We start from the raw sequence: 15,703 nt of genomic DNA, 5'->3' as shown, positions 1-15,703 counted from the left end.
CCAATATATTATAGAAACTTAATGTATAAATATATACTAGCAGCTATCAATGTTTGAACAGCTATTAGTGAACCAAATTTAAAGAATTTCATGAAATCTATTTTACAACCAGCTTTTGCCGCTGCACCAACTGCTACGACGTTTGTTGCTGACCCTAGTATTGTTATATTTCCACCAAGTAATGATCCAAATGATAATGCCCACCAGAATGCTTGAGTATTTCCTAGATGTTCGAATGATGGTGACATTACTTGAACTATTTTAGAGAAAGTAGCCGCATTGGCAACATTTCCAATTATAGAAGTAAATAGTGCTGATATCCAAGTTATTCCAATTGCAGCAAAAGCAAAGTTTCCTGCGGTAACTTGAGCTAATTTGTCACCTAAAATATTTATAAGGTGAGTTGCATCTATTCCCTTTACTAACATAAATAATCCTATAAAGAAGAAAAGTGTATCCCATTCAACGTGTCCTAAAACATCTTCAGGTTTTCTTTTATCAATAATAACTAATGTTATAGCTCCTGTTAGAGCAATCATAGCTAGTCCTTTATCTATAACATTATTTAATAAGAATCCAAGAATAACTAAAATAAATATAACCCCTGCTTCTTTTAGAAGTTTTTTATCTTTCATTGTTCTACTAGCATCAAGTTCCATAATTCTAGCTTTTAATTCCCTTGATACCTTCATATCTTTTCCATACATGAAATATACATTTACGATTAAAATTATCATAGCTATAACCGAAACCGGTGCTGTGTTAACTAAGAATTCAATAAATGTTAATTTTCCTTCGTAACCGATAATAAGCTGAGTTGGATCTCCTATTAAAGTAGCTAGTCCTCCAATATTTGCAGCCATAACTTCAGTTATTATAAATGGAAATGGATCTAGCTTCAATTGATTAGCTAGAAGTATTGATACTGGCGCCATTAGCAATATTGTAGTAACGTTATCTAAGAACGCAGAACATAGAGCTGTAACAACAGCTAATAGAACTATAAGTCTAAAAGGTTCTCCTCTTACAACTTGAGCCACCTTTATCGCAAACCACTGAAATACTCCAGTTTCTGAAATCATATGAACTATTATCATCATACCAATCAATAAAAATAAAATTTCTAATCTTCCAGAAACAGCTTCTAAAGCTTGCTCTTGGTTTATTATTCCTGTCATTGCCATTGCCAATCCACCTATCATGGTTGCCCAAGCACCTGGAACTCTCTCACTGATTATTAAATAGAATACAACTATAAAAATTGTCAATCCCAATACCATTTGTAGCATATGGTCGTCACTCTCCTTTTGGTTCTCTATATATGAAGTACTTTTTTAATTATATCTGATCTTTGAATGACTCCACGGTACATGCCATTTTCAATTACATATATTCTTGTAACTCCTTTATTTACCATTAAGAAACATATTTCCATTATAGGTGTTTTTCTATCCACTGTTATTATTTCTGATTTTTTTCTGTATATATCTTCTATCGTAGCTATTTTCTCTTTTAAAAGATATTCCTCAAATGGTTCTCCTACAGTTAAGAAATTCAAGTCATTTAATATCGAGACATATTTTGGCATTCCAAACTGAATAAGTTCTCTTTCTGTTATCTCTCCTAAGAAAGATCCTTTTTCATCCACAACAGGAAGTCCCGTTTTTGTTTCTAAAATAAGTCTTTTAGCAATTTCTTCCAGAGTATTTTTAGGATATGCTGGAATTATATCTGGACTTAAAATATCTTCAGCAGTTATTTTGTGATCTAATTCTATATTTGCCTCATCAATAAGCTTTATTAGCTCATTTGGAGTAGTAGCTGCTTTTAATTGTTGTAAAAGTTTTGGATTTCTTAAAGCTATCTTTGAAAATGCAGACATTACCTTTAAGATATTTTTATTTTTTAAAACATCAGATATAATAAGTATCATTAATTGAATATCATCTTTTTCAGCTGTCCCAGCTACTTGAGCCTCTACTGGATGTTTTACCAACCCTATCGTAACTATGAATTCATCAAATCCATCTATCCTTGCATGGGGAATTGCAATCCCATGACCTATAGCGGTAGATATTTCTCTTTCTCTTTTCAGCACTGCTTCTTCAATTTCTTGATACCTTTCTTTTACTTTAAAATCTTTTTCTCCTACATACTTAATTAGATTTTTGATTAACTCCTCTTTTGTGTCTCCTTTTAAGTCCATTGCTATTAATTCTGGATATAAATAACTTGAAAGTTTCACTATATTCCACACTCCTTATTTTATAAAAATACATAAGGCTAACCCCTTTGGATTAGCCCCATTTTTTATCTTATCTTATGAAGTATTCCCATTCCATAAACTGGACCACTATGAGAACCTATAGTAGATCCTATTTCAAATCTTCCTCTAAAATCAACTTTTTTATTCTTTTCAGCAATATTTTTCATCTGATCTGCAGCAGCTAGCTCATCACTAGTTCCACCCCAACCAGTATACATTATAATTGTTCCTTTTTCACTCTTAATTAGTTTCTCCATATAAGCCATAGCTCCTCTATCTCCAAAAGCTTTTGTCTCTATAGAAACTTCCCCATCTTCTAGCTTTAGAACAGGTTTTACTTTGAAAAGTCCTCCAATTACAGAAGATGCCCTTCCAATTCTTCCACCTTTTTCTAAGAATGTTAATTCTTTCACTACAAAATAGACTTTCATTTTATTTTTAACTTCTTCAATCCATTCAATTACTTCTTCAAAACTGCTTCCATTTTTTACCATTCTAGCAGCTTCTAAAACTTGATGTCCAAGTGCAAAAGTAACTGCCTTTGAATCTATGATTGCTATATCGTCATCTCTATTTAGCATTCCTTTTGCAACTCTTGCTGCTTGCTGAGTTCCACTAAGTTTACTTGAAATATGAATTGAAATTATTTTCTTATAACCTCTTTCAAATAGCTTTTCATATAGCTCTTTAAATTCGGCTGGAGATGGTTGAGATGTTTTTGGTATAACTTTATCTCTTAATAATCTTTGCCAGAATTCTGACTTGCTTATGTCAACTCCATCTCTATAGTATGTATCTCCTGCTAATTTTATTTTTAAAGGAATTATATCTATTCCTAAATCTTTTATCATATCAGGAGTTAAATCTGAAGTAGAATCGGTAACTATTGCGATTTCAGGTAAAGATGGATTTCTATTTGATATATATATATAGTAAGGATAATTATCTTGTCCTCCTATAAACTCCTTATATCTAACTTGAGATTTAATAGCTTTTAGAGCTCTGTTTCCAGACTCAGTTGCGCCTTTTCCTATACAAGTAAATATATTAAGTGTTTCTGAAGTAACATAATTTCTATATACATTTTCAATAATAGTTTCTAAATCTTTTGCTTTTTCTTTTATCTTACCATTAACAAGAGCTATATAGTCGCCCTCTTCGATCTCTAAATCATCCACTTTTGTATTTCTAACAGCTCTTGTTATCTCTACAGATATGTTAAGTCCAAGTTGCTCTGCTATAGTTTCCATTCCAAAATCTTTATTCTTAACAACATAATGACCCTCTAGCATAGTTTTAGTTTCTAAAACTATTACCTCTTTTTGTGATCTTTCTGCTGCTAGTTTAGCTGAAGAAATTATATTCTTATTGTTAGGTAAAATTACAATTTTATTAGCTTTTATTTTAGATAATCCCTCTTCTATATCTGCTACACTTGGATTTTGAGTTTGTCCTCCAACTAAAACTGCAGTTGCTCCGCTATCTAAAAACAGATTTCCAATCTCTAGATTGTCTACTATTGCTAAATATGCAGTAGGTTGACTATTTTCATTTCTAACTAACACTTTATTTTTATGTTCAGTCTTATAGTGATCCTCTTCAACTAAAAGAAGATTTTTATGTTGAATTTCCATATTATCAATCTTTATATTACTAAGATTTCCTATTTGTCCTGCTATTTCTAAAACTAATCCAGGATTATTTGTATGGATATGAGTTTTTACTTTCTTAGAAGTTTGAGCACAAACAACTGAATCTCCATATTGTATAATTTTCTCTTTATAGCTATCTAAATCAACATTTCCGGCTTCAATTACAAACTCTGTACAGTATTTAAATTTTATATCTTCAAATACATGTCCTGTATTTTCTAATCTTTCTTTTCTGTGAGCCTGAGATTTTACAATTCTTTCTAGATCTTGTAACATCTCTGGATCTGTTATAGACTTTTCAAATCCTTCTAAAATATAGAATATTCCTTGTCCACCAGCATCTACAACTCCAGCTTCTTTTAATTTAATTAATTGATTTGGAGTTTCTTGAACTGCGTCATAAGCAACATTTTTTAAATATCCTAAGAATGGAATAAAATCATCTGTTGGCCCATTATAAATGGCAGCTTCTTCTGCAACTCTTCTAATTACAGTTAACATTGTTCCTTCAACTGGTTCTGTTACAGCCTTATATGCCTTTTCTTTTGCCAGTCTAAAAGCAACTTTTACATCATCAACAGTTACTTCTTCTCTTCCATTTACTCCATCTAGGAATCCTTGGATAATTTGAGAAAGTATTGTCCCTGAATTTCCTCTAGCTCCTAATAATATAGCTTCTGAAACTATATCACAAAGTTCTTCCATATCAGGCTCATGATTTAATTTAATCAGTTGATTTTCAACAGCTTGTAAAGTCATTGACATATTTGTTCCTGTATCACCATCTGGAACAGGATACACGTTTAAATCATTCAGTACATCTGAATACTTTGATAACCATCTACTTGCTGCTATTAACAGCTTTATTAATCTTGTAGAGTTTAAAACTCTTACTTCTATTTTCATTTTTTCCTCCATATATGGGTTTGGTGCTTTAGAAATTTTTTAGAATGTTGGAGGAGTTACTATCCATATAGCTTTTGTTAGTCTATCAGTGTTATTTTTAAATCTATGTCTTTGACTAGATTTAAAGTAAAAACTGTCACCTTCTCTTAAAGAGTGGACAGCATCCTCAATATAAATATCTAGACTTCCTTCTACTATAAAAATAAACTCTTCTCCAGGATGTGTATAGAAATTTCTTCCGCTCTCTCCTCCTGGACCAATCTCATAAAGAATTGGCTCCATATTTTTCTCTATATTTGATGATGTTAGAAGAGCTATCTTAGTATTTGAATCGATACTCTCTACATATTTTCTCTCTTCTCTTCTCATTAAATCAGAATTTTTTTTAACTTCTTCATCTTCTATAAGATAACTAACTCTTACATCTAAGCAATTTGCGATTTTCTTTAAATTCTCTATTGAAGGAGATGCCTTTCCTTGCTCAATCTGAGAAAGAAAACTTGCCGACAACTCAACTCTAGTAGCTAACTCTCTTAAAGATAATCCTTTTTCATTTCTACTTTTCTTTATTCTCTCCCCTATACTCATCGCTTCTCATCACATCCCTTTCTAATATTTTACTAAGTTTGAATAGAGCGTGAAGAACAGCCTTTTCTCTAATCTTCTTTCTATCCCCTTTGAATACCTCTTTCAGAATAAATACCTCATCTTTTATTTTAATACCAATATAAACAAGTCCCACAGGCTTATATTGTGTACCACCGTCTGGACCTGCTATTCCTGTAGTAGATATGGAAACCTCAGTATCAAAACTTAGAACCATTTCTTTTGCTACCTCTTCGCTTACTGCTCCATACATATTAAGAGTTTCTTTTCTTACTTTGAGTCTAGATATTTTAGATTCGTTGCTATATGCAATTATCCCCTCTTTGAATACCTCAGAAGCCCCAGGAATATCAATAATTCGACTAGACAAAAGTCCTCCAGTACAAGATTCTGTAACTGATATCTTATAATTTAATTGTTTTAATAGTTTAATTACTATGCCCGCAAGACGGTCACTATTTTTTTCTAATATATTATCGCTTTCTCTATTATATATCTTTTCGGGTATTTTTTCTACCCTGTTTTTATCCAGAGTTTCCATTTAGTACATCTCCTCTCTAGAAAAATATTGTCCAAATACAAACTAATATGAAGTTTGATATTATTCCAGCTAAAAAATCATCTAATACAACTCCAATTCCATGACCAATAAATTGAGATTTATATATAGGACCTATTTTTGTTATATCAAATATCCTAAACAAAATAAATGCTAAAGTCATAGCCACTATGTTCTGAAATAATCCAACCGGATTTATCAAAAATAGAGTTGTTAAATATCCTAATACCTCATCGATAACGACATTTTGAGGATCTTTTTCTTTATAAATTTCTTTTTCTGCTATATCTGACACATAAACCGCTAGAGCAAAAAATGTCATTAAAAACATAAAATAAAATGAATTATACATCATATTATTTGGAAATATTTTTCTTAAAAGAGTCAATCCAATAAATATTGGTATTCCTCCAAGGGTTCCAAATGTTCCAGGTGCTACTGGAAGATCTCCTAGTCCAAAAACTGTTGCTAAGTTTTTTACTAATCTTCTATTCATCTTAAAACACTCCTTTTTCATAGTTGTAAGCTTCATAAACTCCCAATCTCTCTACTACTTCCTTTATCTCTTCTGCATTTTCAAATGTAAATTCCATAACTATTTCACTGATTCCAATTTCGCTCAGATATTTTCTGTCATTTAATATGTTTAATGGTTTAGCTAGGTAAATCTCTGTATTTCCTAACTCATTTTGAATGGCTGTAAATTTATCTCCCTGCTCATTTTCAATTACTTCACATTTATTCTTAAATAATGGTAACTCTATATACATTCCTCTAGGTCTACTATAACCAAGTATTGCTTTTTTTACTCTTGTTTCTCCAATTTCTTTTATTCTATTATAACTTAGCTCTGGAGATAAAATCACTGTATCTAAGTTTTTAATAGTTTCTAGTTGGTATAGAGCATATCTATTTGTAATATTTAAATTCCAGCCTAAAGTAACCACACTGTTATTATTTTCTAAAATTTGGTATAAATTTGTTGCCAGTTTACTACTTAAATCTATTTCATTAAGATTTCCTTCTCTTGCAACATCATATCCTTTTTGATATATTTTCTTTATTCCTAGTTCTCTTAAAACTTCCTCTTGCTCTTTGTTAGAAACTATAGCTGAGAAAATCGGATCTTTAACTATTATTTCTTTTGAAGTTAGTATAAATTGCTTTGTTGGGGCTACTCTCTTATAGCTTTCAATCAATTTAATTTTTAATTTTTCTGTTCCTTCTCTTTTTAAAGATTTTATAACTGATAATGGAATGAAACAGTTTTCATCCAATGTCACTTGAATATCTTTAGCCCAGAATGTTGTATCTCCATTTTCTGATAGCTTTTCTTTTACAACTTCTTCAGTTGTAGATTTCTTCTGTGCTAGCTCTATATTATTTTCAGTTTCAATGTCTATCACAACTTTTTCATTTCTATTATTTATAGCCGTAATCTCTAATTTAGCTTTTTTTCCAACTCTAGCTTCAAATTTCATATCTATATCTAAAAGTTTATCTGCTTTTTTCATTGAAGACTCAACATCATCATTTACCTCTTTAGCATAACTTTTAAAGACATATTTTGCACCTTTTGGAGGTTGAAGTAATATTATTGTGTCTCCAACATTTGCTTCTTTAGAAAATCCATTTTTTCCTTTTATCTCTATCTTATTTATATATCCTCCACCTAATTTTTCAAAATCTTTTGAAAGATATAAAATACCATCACCTAATACAACTCTATCTTCTAATTCTAACTCTTTTCCGAATACAATACCTATATTTTTCCCTAAACTAGATGCATAGTTACTGTTCATAAGATCATCTCTATTTTCACTAAAGTATCCCTTTGCATATCCTCTATTAAATAAAGATGATGTTCTCTCCTCTTTATCAACTCCAGCTATAAGAGATTTATAATAACTTACTGTTTCAAATACATAGTTTGGGTCTTTCATTCTTCCCTCTAACTTTATACTCTCAACACCAATCTCTTTTAACTTTTGAACTTCTTCAAATCCTAAGAATTGATCTTTTGGACTAAGAAGATATCCCTCTTCTCCGTCTTCTGTTTTATATGTTTTTCTGCATGGCTGAGCACACATTCCTCTATTTCCACTTCTTCCACCTATAAAACTACTCATATAACAGTTTCCTGAATATGATATACAAATTGATCCAGAAACAAATATCTCAAGTTCTATATCTGTCTTTTCTCTAATTGATTTTATCTCTTCATAGCTCATCTCTCTTGGAAGAACTACTCTTGAAAATCCTATACTCTTTAAATAATTTGCTTCTACATAGTTAGCAACAGTCATCTGTGTACTTCCATGTATTTCAAGATTCGGAAAATTTTCTTTTACAAATTTAAAAAATCCCATATCTTGTACTATAACAGCGTCTAATCCGTGCTCATACAAGGCTTTTAAATTCATGTATAACGCTTCGATTTCATTATCCATCATAACTGTGTTAAGTGTTAATAAAACCTTTGTTCCTCTCTCATGTGCGTAATCTATCGCTTCTTTATATTCTGTTAAAGTGAAGTTATCTGCATTTCTTCTTGCACCAAATCCCTTTATTCCCATATAAATCTCATCTGCACCTGCTTTTATAGCAGCGTAGAATCTCTCAAAATTTCCTGCTGGAGCTATTATATTCATTACTTTTCTCCTCTTCTTTTAATTTTATATATATATTCAAGACCTTTTTCTCTAAATCGTCCAAGGTTCCATTATTTTCAATCACCACGTCAGCTCTCTTGATTTTTTCCTCAATAGACATCTGACTTTTAATAATTTTTTCAGCTAATTCTTTTTCTATATTATCTCTTTTCATTATTCTATCAATTTGTTTTTCAAGTTCTATATCAACTACAATTGTTTTATCACATAAATTGTCTATTCCAGTTTCAAATAATAAGGGGACATCAAATATTAATATTTGATTTTTGTTTTTATTTTTCTTTATTTGTTCCAATTGCTCTATAAGTTTAGGATGTATTATTTTATTTAACAATTCTAATTTCAAAGGATTATTAAATACCATCTCTTTTAATTTTTTTCTATCAGTTTCTCCTAATTTCTCTAAAATTTCTTTCTGGATATTCTCTGATTTAAATATCTCTTTGGCAATAATATCTGCATCGACTATTTCAATTCCACAATTTTTTAAAATTTTACTTACTGTAGATTTTCCACTTCCTATTCCGCCTGTAAGACCAATAATCATATTATTATCTCCTTAAAAAATGAGACTCTAAATCAAGTTTAGAGTCTCATTGATAGTTCTTATAAATTTTTCTCTGCTATTCTTACTTTAGCAAGAGCCTGACTTAAAGTTTTTTGAGTTAGAGCAAATTCTCTATCCTCATTTATTTTTTCAAGTTTTTCTTGAACTATTCTAGCTTCTTTTCTAGCTAATTCTAAATCAATATCCTTAACATCCATAGCTTCATCAGCTAGGATTATAACTCTATTGTTAGAAATTTCCATAAATCCTCCAGAAATGTAGAAGAAATTCTCCACTCCTTTTGACTCTATTTTCATTTCTCCAGTAGCTAACTCAGCAACGAAAGGTGAGTGATTAGGAAGTACTCCTAAATCTCCTTCTGTTGTTCTGATTAATAAAAATTCAGCTTCCTGTTCAAGAACTTTTTTTAAGGGTGTTACAACCTCTAGTATAAAGCTAGCCATATTATTCAGCTCCCTTCATAAGGTCTCTTCCCTTAGCTACTGCCTCCTCTATTGTTCCTACATAAAGGAATGCTTGCTCTGGAAGTTCATCATATTTTCCTTCGATGATTTCTTTGAATCCTCTTATTGTTTCTTTAACTGAAACATACTTACCTTCCATTCCTGTAAACTGCTCAGCAACGGCAAATGGTTGAGAGAAGAATCTCTCCATCTTTCTAGCTCTTGAAACAATTAGTTTATCCTCATCAGAAAGCTCATCCATACCAAGGATAGCGATGATATCTTGAAGTTCCTTATATCTTTGAAGAATTTCTTGAACTTGTCTAGCAACATTATAATGCTCATTTCCAACTATTGAAGGATCTAGAGCTTTAGATGTTGAATCAAGTGGATCTACCGCAGGATAGATTCCAAGAGATGCTATTCTTCTTGAAAGAACTGTTGTTGCATCAAGGTGAGAGAAAGTTGTTGCTGGAGCTGGGTCAGTTAAGTCATCGGCTGGTACATAAACAGCTTGAACTGAAGTGATTGATCCAGATTTTGTAGATGTAATTCTCTCTTGTAATTTACCCATGTCTGAAGCAAGTGTTGGTTGGTATCCAACTGCTGAAGGTGTTCTTCCTAATAGGGCAGAAACCTCTGCTCCAGCTTGTGTAAATCTGAATATGTTATCTACGAATAGAAGTACGTCTTGCCCTTCTTTATCTCTAAAGTTTTCTGCAATTGTAAGTCCTGTCATCGCAACTCTAAGTCTTGCTCCAGGCGGCTCATTCATTTGTCCGTAAACTAGAGATGTTTTTGATATAACTCCTGATTCAGTCATTTCATCAAATAAGTCTCTTCCTTCTCTTGTTCTTTCTCCTACTCCGGCGAATACTGATAATCCACCATGACCTTTAGCGATGTTGTTGATAAGCTCCATTATTAGAACTGTTTTACCTACTCCAGCTCCTCCAAATAGTCCTATCTTTCCTCCCTTAATGTAAGGTGCTAAAAGATCGATTACCTTTATTCCTGTTTCAAATATTTCAACTTCTGTTCCTTGCTCTTCAAAGCTTGGAGCATCTCTATGTATTCCAAGGTACTCGTCTGTTACTACTGGACCAGCTTCATCAACTGGTTGTCCTAGAACATTAAGTATTCTTCCAAGAACAGCTTTTCCTACTGGAACTGTTATTGGAGCACCTGTATCTATTACTTCTAATCCTCTTTGTAGACCCTCTGTAGCGTCCATTGCTATCGTTCTTACAACGTTATTTCCTAAATGCTGTTGAACTTCAAGAACTAACTCAGTTTCGTTCCCTTGCTTAACTTTTAGGGCATTGTAAATTTCAGGCAATCTATCACTAAAAGTTACGTCAACAACGGGACCTATTATTTGTGTAAGAATTCCTTTGTTTTCCACTATTGCCTCCTTATGTTATTAGTTTTGAGCCGATGCTCCACTAACAATTTCAGAAATTTCTTGAGTGATAGAAGCTTGTCTTAATCTATTGTACTCAAGTGTTAATCCTTTGATCATTTCCTCAGCATTGTCAGTTGCACTTTGCATTGCATTTTTTCTAGCAGAATGCTCACTCGCTGTATTTTCAAGTAAAGCTTGGTAAATCTCGATATTCAGATACTTTGGTAAAAGTGCTGAAAGAATGGCCTCAGGACTTGGCTCAAATATATAAGCTTTGCTTTCTGTAGACTCAGTTCTTGCTATCGGGATTAATTTTTTAACTGTAAGGTCACTTCTTAATGCAGATATGAATTTATTATAAATTACATAAACTTCATCGAAGATATCCTCATAGTAGTATTCTACTATGTTTTCACTTATTTCTCTGGCTTTGTCATACATAGTTTCAGGAATAAGTTGCATGTATACAGCTTTTATATCGTACAATCTTTTTGCACAATACTCTCTAGCTTTCTTTCCTACAGCTATTACAGAGACCTCTTTTCCACTATTTAATTTAATCAATTTTTCTAATTCTTTTAATGTATTGTTATTGAAACTTCCTGCTAGACCTCTATCTGAAGTCATTACGATTATTCCAATTCTCTTAACATCCTCTTTTCCATCAAAAAGAGGATGCTTTTCATTCTTTACACCTGCAGCTATATTGTTGAGAATATTCTCTAAGCTTTTAGCGTAAGGTCTTGCTTGAGACACAATACTAGAAAATTTCTTAAATTTTGTAGTAGAAACAATTTCCATGGCCTTAGTAATTTGGTGAGTAGACTGAACACTTTTAATTCTATTTTTTATTTCTCTAGTTCCAGCCATGATCTCACCTCTCTTTAATTAAAATTCTTTTTGAAAGCTACAATAGCTTCCTTTATTTTAGCTTCAAGATCTTTATCTAGAGCTTTCTTTTCTTTTATTTCATCTAAAACAGTTGTACTGTTTCTAAGTTCTGTTAATAGTTCTTTTTCAAATCTTCTAACTTGATCTAGAGCTACGTCATCTAAGAATCCATTGATTACCATAAAGAATGATACAACCTGCTCTTGAACAGGGAATGGATTGTACTGAGCTTGCTTAAGGATTTCCATAATTCTATGTCCTCTTTCAAGCTGAGCTTTTGTAGCTTTATCTAAATCTGAACCAAACTGAGCAAATGTTAATAATTCAGCATATTGTGCTAATTCTAATTTAACTTTTGCAGCAACTTGTTTCATAGCTTTAATTTGAGCAGATCCTCCAACTCTCGATACAGATATTCCTGCATTGATAGCTGGTCTAAATCCTGAGTTAAACAGTTGTGCATCTAGGAATATTTGTCCATCCGTAATAGAGATTACGTTTGTTGGAATATATGCAGATACGTCTCCTGCTTGAGTTTCAATGATTGGAAGTGCAGTAATTGAACCTCCTCCTAATGAATCAGAAAGTTTTGCCGCTCTCTCAAGAAGTCTTGAGTGAAGGTAGAATACGTCTCCTGGATATGCTTCTCTTCCAGGTGGTCTTTTTAGTAGTAATGACATTTCTCTATATGCAACCGCATGTTTAGATAAATCATCATAAACTATTAAAACTGCCTCTCCTTTATCCATGAAGTACTCACCCATAGCAACTCCTGAATAAGGTGCTAAGTATTGTAATGGAGCTGACTCAGAAGCTGTTGCTGCTACAACTATAGTATATTCCATAGCTCCAGCATCTTCTAATCTCTTAACGATTTGTGCAACAGTCGATCTTTTTTGTCCAATTGCAACATATATACATTTTACTCCTGTACCTTTTTGGTTAAGGATTGCATCTATAGCAACTGCAGTTTTACCTGTTTGTCTATCTCCAATTATAAGTTCTCTTTGTCCTCTTCCGATAGGTACCATTCCGTCTATTGACTTGATTCCTGTCTGTAGAGGCTCAGAAACTGGCTTTCTAGAAATGATTCCAGATGCCTTTCTTTCAACTTCCATGTAAGTTTCTGCTTTAATTTCACCTTTTCCATCAATTGGCTCTCCTAAAGCATTTACAACTCTACCTAAAAGATTTTCTCCTGCTGGAACTGAAGCTATTCTTCCAGTTGCTCTTACTTCGTCACCCTCTTTTATTTTTGAGTAGTCACCAAGTATAACCGCTCCAACATTATCCTCTTCAAGGTTTAGAACCATTCCTGTTATTCCGTTAGGAAACTCTATAAGCTCTCCAGCCTTAGCACTGCTAAGTCCGTATATTCTAGAGATACCGTCTCCCACTTCTAATACAGAACCTGAAGTTTTGACATCAAGACTCTTTTTGTAGTTCTCGATCTCACTTTTGATTATCTTACTTACTTCTTCTGGTCTGATTTTCAACTGATTACACCTCCTGCTTTTCAAGTAGTTTTTATTTATGTGCTAAATTATCTAACTGTCTACGGATACTTCCGTCAGTTATTTCATCACCTATTTTGATGAGTCCCCCACCAATTAGGCCTTTATCAACATTAACTACTAGTTTTATTTGTTTTCCTGTTTTATTTTCAAGTTTTTTAATTAATCTTTCTTTTTGTTCTTCAGTAAGAGCAACTGCAAAAGTCGCTTCTACATCTAAAATTTGATTTCTAGCATAATCTATTTTCACAAATTCTGCTACAATCTCCTTTATTTCTTCTATTCTTCCTTTTTCCAATAAATAGAAAGGAACATTTAAAACTAAAGTTGGAGCTTCTGGAAAAAGCTTTCTTAAAGCGTCTTCTTTTTGCTCAACTTTCAGTAATGGGTGTGTAATAAAGTTTCTGAAATCAGTGTCACTCTTGTACAGTTCCATTATTGAGTTTAGTATTTCATAAATAGGTTTAACTAAATTTTCATCTTCTGCTACTGCGTATATTGCTTTAGCATATCTTTTTCCAATCTGATTTCCTATCATCTTACTTCCCCTACCTCATCTATAAATTTGTCAGCTAGGGCAGCTTCTGTTTGAGAGTCTAAGTTGGCTTTTATTATCTTTTCAGCTAATTGTACAGCCAGTCCGTTCATCTCAACTTCAAGTTCCTTCTTAGCAGATTCTTTCATTTTATGAATTTCAAATTCTGCTGACTTTAGCATCTTATCTCTTTGAGCAGTAGATTCACCAAGAATCTCTTCTTTTCTTTCATCAGCTTTCTTTTCTGCAGTCTGAACGATTTGGTTAGCTTGAGCTTTGGCAGCCTTAAGCATTTCTTCAGCCTCTTTTTTAGCTTTTGAAGCTAAAACTTTATCTGCTTCCGCTTGATTAATTTGCTCAGAAATTTTTGCTTTTCTAGCATCAAGCACTTTAGTAATTGGTTTTTTAAAATACTTATTAAATATAAGTACTAAAATGAAGAAGTTTATTATTTGCCAAAACATGTTTATATCAATCGATACTGCAGGCATATTTGTTGGTGCCAAGTGTTCTACCTCCTTCCTCTAGATAGTATTTTTTTGTTTTTTTATTCTTACTATCCTAATAATCCAACGAATGGGTTTGCGTATAATAGTATTAAAGCGATAACTAGAGAGTAGATACCAGTTGACTCGGCGATTGCTTGTCCTAGTACCATTGTAGATATAATATCTCCCTTTGCTTCTGGTTGTCTTGCTACAGCTTCTACTGCTTTACCTGCTGCATATCCTTGTCCAATTCCTGGTCCTAAACCAGCTATCATTGCACAACCTGCTCCAACTGCTGATGCTGCTAATACTATAGTTTTTGCTAACATTAAATCCATTTTTTTACCTCCATATTTTAAATTAAATTTTTAGTTTTTCTTCGTCTGGGTACTGGCTATCTCCAAGTGATCCTTGAATATAAACCATAGTTAACATTATAAATACAAAACTTTGTACAACACCACTAAATATATCGAAATATAAATGTAACGGTGCTGGAATTACTGCTGGAGCCGCTTTATAAATAAGCCCCATGATTACTGATCCTGCAAACATATTACCAAACAAACGTATAGATATATTTGTAGGTTTTGCTAATTCTCCAACTACGTTTATTGGAAACATAATCGGAAGTGGTTCAAATAACCCTTTAAAATATCCTAATAGTCCATTTAACTTTATGCTTGTACCTAGGAAAACAATTGTTGTTAACATAGCCAATCCAACTGTGGTATTTAAATCCGCCGTCGGTGTTCTAAATGCTGGGCTTATTGTTAAAATTCCATTATTCATTGAACCCCAAGGAATTGGTATAAACAACAACAAGTTAGATGTTAGTATAAAGAAGAATAGTGTTGAAATAAATGAAAAATACTTCTTCCACCAGCTTCCTAACATTTGTGATATTATCCCATGTAAAAATCCATAAAGTTCTTCTACTAAGGCTTGCCACCTAGATGTTGGTACAACTTCTAGTTTTTTAGTTCCTAGTTTAAACAATACAGCAAGTAATAATAAAACGAACCAAGTACTGATTACTGTTATACTAACAGGTAATCCATATTTACCATCAGCTATTTGCATTGCAAAAGGCATTTGGTGTAAAAATTCAGGTAGTGGAACAAAGAATGATATTGCAGGTCCCTCTACTAAAGGTGGTGTAAAAAATTCAATTCCTGTTATTCTCATAGGCAGTCTC

At 32.4% G+C, this 15,703-nt stretch carries 16 protein-coding genes; all 16 read right to left on the bottom strand.

Features of this window, described 5'->3' with window-relative positions; all coding sequences use genetic code 11:
- Positions 1-8: 8 nt before the first annotated feature.
- The 16 genes from H3N56_RS08060 to atpB all read right to left on the bottom strand — a co-directional run bounded on the left by H3N56_RS08060 (position 9) and on the right by atpB (position 15,693).
- A complete protein-coding gene (locus tag H3N56_RS08060) occupies positions 9-1,289 on the bottom strand; it encodes an ArsB/NhaD family transporter (protein WP_185880684.1) in 1,281 nt (426 codons plus the stop codon).
- A gap of 26 nt (positions 1,290-1,315) precedes the next feature.
- Entirely contained in the window at positions 1,316-2,245 is a 930-nt protein-coding gene (locus tag H3N56_RS13530) for a PTS sugar transporter subunit IIA (RefSeq protein WP_185880683.1), read from the bottom strand.
- 65 nt (positions 2,246-2,310) lie between these two features.
- Positions 2,311-4,824: a DegV family EDD domain-containing protein gene (locus H3N56_RS08050; protein WP_185880682.1), complete on the bottom strand. Its 2,514-nt coding sequence runs from the start codon at positions 4,822-4,824 to the stop codon at positions 2,311-2,313.
- 39 nt (positions 4,825-4,863) lie between these two features.
- Positions 4,864-5,412, bottom strand: a complete 549-nt coding sequence (locus H3N56_RS08045) for a helix-turn-helix domain-containing protein (RefSeq protein ID WP_185880681.1) — start codon at positions 5,410-5,412, stop codon at positions 4,864-4,866.
- Complete coding sequence (locus H3N56_RS08040; protein ID WP_185880680.1) at positions 5,381-5,971, bottom strand: CinA family protein; 591 nt, start codon at positions 5,969-5,971, stop codon at positions 5,381-5,383. The genes H3N56_RS08045 and H3N56_RS08040 overlap by 32 nt, the downstream gene beginning before the upstream one ends.
- A gap of 16 nt (positions 5,972-5,987) precedes the next feature.
- Positions 5,988-6,485, bottom strand: coding sequence for a phosphatidylglycerophosphatase A (locus tag H3N56_RS08035; RefSeq protein WP_185880679.1), 498 nt, complete (start codon positions 6,483-6,485; stop codon positions 5,988-5,990).
- 1 nt (position 6,486) lies between these two features.
- Positions 6,487-8,640, bottom strand: a complete 2,154-nt coding sequence (locus H3N56_RS08030) for a U32 family peptidase (protein ID WP_185880678.1) — start codon at positions 8,638-8,640, stop codon at positions 6,487-6,489.
- Positions 8,609-9,208 carry a dephospho-CoA kinase gene (gene coaE, locus H3N56_RS08025; RefSeq protein WP_185880677.1) on the bottom strand — a complete coding sequence of 200 codons (600 nt, stop codon included), beginning with the start codon at positions 9,206-9,208 and terminating at the stop codon, positions 8,609-8,611. Before coaE ends, H3N56_RS08030 begins: the two co-directional genes overlap by 32 nt.
- Before the next feature lie 59 nt (positions 9,209-9,267).
- Positions 9,268-9,672: an ATP synthase F1 subunit epsilon gene (gene atpC, locus H3N56_RS08020; protein WP_185880676.1), complete on the bottom strand. Its 405-nt coding sequence runs from the start codon at positions 9,670-9,672 to the stop codon at positions 9,268-9,270.
- A gap of 1 nt (position 9,673) precedes the next feature.
- Positions 9,674-11,077 carry a F0F1 ATP synthase subunit beta gene (gene atpD, locus H3N56_RS08015; protein ID WP_185880675.1) on the bottom strand — a complete coding sequence of 468 codons (1,404 nt, stop codon included), beginning with the start codon at positions 11,075-11,077 and terminating at the stop codon, positions 9,674-9,676.
- Between the two features lie 18 nt (positions 11,078-11,095).
- Complete coding sequence (atpG, locus tag H3N56_RS08010) at positions 11,096-11,947, bottom strand: ATP synthase F1 subunit gamma (protein ID WP_185880674.1); 852 nt, start codon at positions 11,945-11,947, stop codon at positions 11,096-11,098.
- 14 nt (positions 11,948-11,961) lie between these two features.
- Positions 11,962-13,464, bottom strand: a complete 1,503-nt coding sequence (gene atpA, locus H3N56_RS08005; RefSeq protein WP_185880673.1) for a F0F1 ATP synthase subunit alpha — start codon at positions 13,462-13,464, stop codon at positions 11,962-11,964.
- A gap of 31 nt (positions 13,465-13,495) precedes the next feature.
- Positions 13,496-14,020, bottom strand: a complete 525-nt coding sequence (gene atpH / locus H3N56_RS08000) for an ATP synthase F1 subunit delta (RefSeq protein WP_185880672.1) — start codon at positions 14,018-14,020, stop codon at positions 13,496-13,498.
- A complete protein-coding gene (atpF, locus tag H3N56_RS07995) occupies positions 14,017-14,523 on the bottom strand; it encodes a F0F1 ATP synthase subunit B (protein WP_185880671.1) in 507 nt (168 codons plus the stop codon). Before atpF ends, atpH begins: the two co-directional genes overlap by 4 nt.
- A gap of 50 nt (positions 14,524-14,573) precedes the next feature.
- Positions 14,574-14,843, bottom strand: a complete 270-nt coding sequence (gene atpE / locus H3N56_RS07990; RefSeq protein ID WP_185880670.1) for an ATP synthase F0 subunit C — start codon at positions 14,841-14,843, stop codon at positions 14,574-14,576.
- A gap of 22 nt (positions 14,844-14,865) precedes the next feature.
- On the bottom strand, positions 14,866-15,693 hold the full coding sequence (atpB, locus tag H3N56_RS07985; RefSeq protein ID WP_185880669.1) for a F0F1 ATP synthase subunit A: 828 nt from the start codon (positions 15,691-15,693) through the stop codon (positions 14,866-14,868).
- Positions 15,694-15,703 lie beyond the last annotated feature (10 nt).

It is taken from the genome of Cetobacterium sp. 2A (genome assembly GCF_014250685.1).
Lineage (GTDB): Bacteria > Fusobacteriota > Fusobacteriia > Fusobacteriales > Fusobacteriaceae > Cetobacterium.
This window is presented reverse-complemented; position numbering and strand designations above follow the sequence as displayed.

Coding starts and splice junctions, on each gene's coding strand:
- H3N56_RS08060 (WP_185880684.1), bottom strand. CDS start 1,289: ATGCTACAAATGGTATTGGGATTGACAATTTTTATAGTTGTATTCTAT.
- H3N56_RS08050 (WP_185880682.1), bottom strand. CDS start 4,824: ATGAAAATAGAAGTAAGAGTTTTAAACTCTACAAGATTAATAAAGCTG.
- H3N56_RS08045 (WP_185880681.1), bottom strand. CDS start 5,412: ATGAGTATAGGGGAGAGAATAAAGAAAAGTAGAAATGAAAAAGGATTA.
- H3N56_RS08040 (WP_185880680.1), bottom strand. CDS start 5,971: ATGGAAACTCTGGATAAAAACAGGGTAGAAAAAATACCCGAAAAGATA.
- H3N56_RS08035 (WP_185880679.1), bottom strand. CDS start 6,485: ATGAATAGAAGATTAGTAAAAAACTTAGCAACAGTTTTTGGACTAGGA.
- H3N56_RS08030 (WP_185880678.1), bottom strand. CDS start 8,640: ATGAATATAATAGCTCCAGCAGGAAATTTTGAGAGATTCTACGCTGCT.
- coaE (WP_185880677.1), bottom strand. CDS start 9,208: ATGATTATTGGTCTTACAGGCGGAATAGGAAGTGGAAAATCTACAGTA.
- atpC (WP_185880676.1), bottom strand. CDS start 9,672: ATGGCTAGCTTTATACTAGAGGTTGTAACACCCTTAAAAAAAGTTCTT.
- atpG (WP_185880674.1), bottom strand. CDS start 11,947: ATGGCTGGAACTAGAGAAATAAAAAATAGAATTAAAAGTGTTCAGTCT.
- atpH (WP_185880672.1), bottom strand. CDS start 14,020: ATGATAGGAAATCAGATTGGAAAAAGATATGCTAAAGCAATATACGCA.
- atpE (WP_185880670.1), bottom strand. CDS start 14,843: ATGGATTTAATGTTAGCAAAAACTATAGTATTAGCAGCATCAGCAGTT.
- atpB (WP_185880669.1), bottom strand. CDS start 15,693: ATGAGAATAACAGGAATTGAATTTTTTACACCACCTTTAGTAGAGGGA.